General features: G+C 59.7%; 1 protein-coding gene and 1 pseudogene. Both read right to left on the reverse strand.

The window, feature by feature from the left end:
- Nucleotides 1-488: pseudogene (locus FKP22_RS29260) on the reverse strand (hypothetical protein); the annotation flags it as partial.
- A gap of 631 nt (nt 489-1,119) precedes the next feature.
- On the reverse strand, nt 1,120-1,623 hold the full coding sequence (locus tag FKP22_RS29265; RefSeq protein ID WP_141291689.1) for a hypothetical protein: 504 nt from the start codon (nt 1,621-1,623) through the stop codon (nt 1,120-1,122).
- Between the last annotated feature and the right edge of the window lie 149 nt (nt 1,624-1,772).

Here is a 1,772-nt window from a genome sequence, read left to right on the forward strand (position 1 = left end):
GCCGCGCCAATGACTTGGCCGTCCACCCGGGTGACTTGCGTGATGACGCCGGTGGCGTCGTACTTGAACTTGATCAGGTGGCCGAGCTGGTCCTGCACGGTGAGCAGGTAGCCTGCGGCCGGGGCGTCAGCGCCGGCAGCGGTGCTGTAGCCGTAGGTGAGCACGGTGCCGTCGGCCCGCTTCTCGGTGTTGAGCCGGCCGGTGCTGTCGTAGGTCTCTTCCCCGCGGGTCTGGGCGTCCAGGTAGCGCCAGCCGCCGCTGATGGCCACCAGCGTGTCGCGCACGCCGGGGTCGGGCACAAAGGCCGCGCCGGAGACCGCGAACGAGACCCAGCGGCCCAGGCCGCGCGAGGCCTGCATGCTGGCTGGCGTGCCGGACTGGTAGATCAGCCGCTTGTGCAGGTTGCTCTCGACCAGCGGGCCAAACGACGAAAGGGCCGTGTACGGGTACAGCAGGTCCGGGTTGTCGCTGGGCAGCTTCCTGCGCATGTCGTAGCGAAGCTTCAGGCCGCCAAGACCTGCATCAAGGTCTACGTCGTAGCTGCTGCTGCCGATCAGGGGGTAGATCGGATCTCCGACTCCGAATAGGCTTGCATTCTTGCCAGGGCACGCGGCCGGCTTATCGTGCCAAACGTCTATGCCAGGGTATTTGGATAGGCAAGCTTGCCCTGGGGCGTAATAGATATACCCAATACCGCCCTTATCACTGATTCGATCTATAAAACTGCCAATCGCAATAGAATATCCATCTGGACACCGCTGGCCATAAAAAGGAACTGCCATCGAGTTCTTATATCCAGCCCCGTCTATGTAGTAGCATATACCCTTCCAGGAGGCATCCGCATTGGCCTCGTATATCAGCGGGGTCACCCAATGTATAAGCTGTGTTCTGTAGTCACATACCTCTTGCGCAGTAGAGAACTCACCATCCCCACCGGTATTTGGAAAATTGCTCCAAAAAGCGGGAAGCAATGAAATCCGTACGTCCCTGCAGAATGCAGGACTGGACAAAGATAGAAGATAAATCGCCAAGATCCGCAATCTCACGCATCCTCCCATTCAATATAAATATTACAACCAAGCGCGAATATATTCATTGCCAAAAAAACGCACTACCGCGCTACCAATGGATACGAAGCGTGAAGTTTGGTTCTTTAGCAAAGTTATCGCCGAACTCAATCGAATCAACCACCCAGCTTCTTCCAACCCCTTGGTTAAGGCATTGGGTTAACTCGGTCGCCTGAGTTTGGGTAACAGCGCGAACCTCTGCTGAAACCCCCTGGCTCGCTGCATCGAACCTAACGCTTGCCAATGACATGCCATTGACGACGCATCGCTCCAGCTCCAGAAGCCGAGCTTCGACGGGGAGCTGCAAAAGCGCACCATCTCGCACCGCGTTGGCCTCCCAAGGCTCTGAGGCGCGCCCGCGCGCCGGCGCCGCTTTGCGCGCCGAGCCTTGCTCGGCTGCCAGCAACTCGTCCTGAAACCTGCGCAACCCTGCCTCTCGCTTCAGCAGCAGGCCTCCGGTGCTCAAGACGAGCAGCGCAGCAAGCGCCAACGCGGGGGGCAGCCAGCGCAGTCGCCTTCGCGGCGAGAAATCAAACTGCAAGGCTGGCGGACGCATGGTCACCTTTCCGGAGTTCAATCGCAGCAAATCCCGGGCGTCGGCCGTCAGCGCCGGGTCGGAGCTCGAGCTGCCAAACCCCAATCGGCTCGACGGCCTTGAGCCGTTGAAGCGTCGCCCCCAAGGTCGCACCCGACACCAACAGCGTA

Origin of the sequence: Ideonella azotifigens, from assembly GCF_006519715.1 — a bacterium.
Lineage (GTDB): Bacteria > Pseudomonadota > Gammaproteobacteria > Burkholderiales > Burkholderiaceae_C > Ideonella > Ideonella azotifigens.

Coding starts and splice junctions, on each gene's coding strand:
- FKP22_RS29265 (WP_141291689.1), bottom strand. CDS start 1,623: ATGCGTCCGCCAGCCTTGCAGTTTGATTTCTCGCCGCGAAGGCGACTG.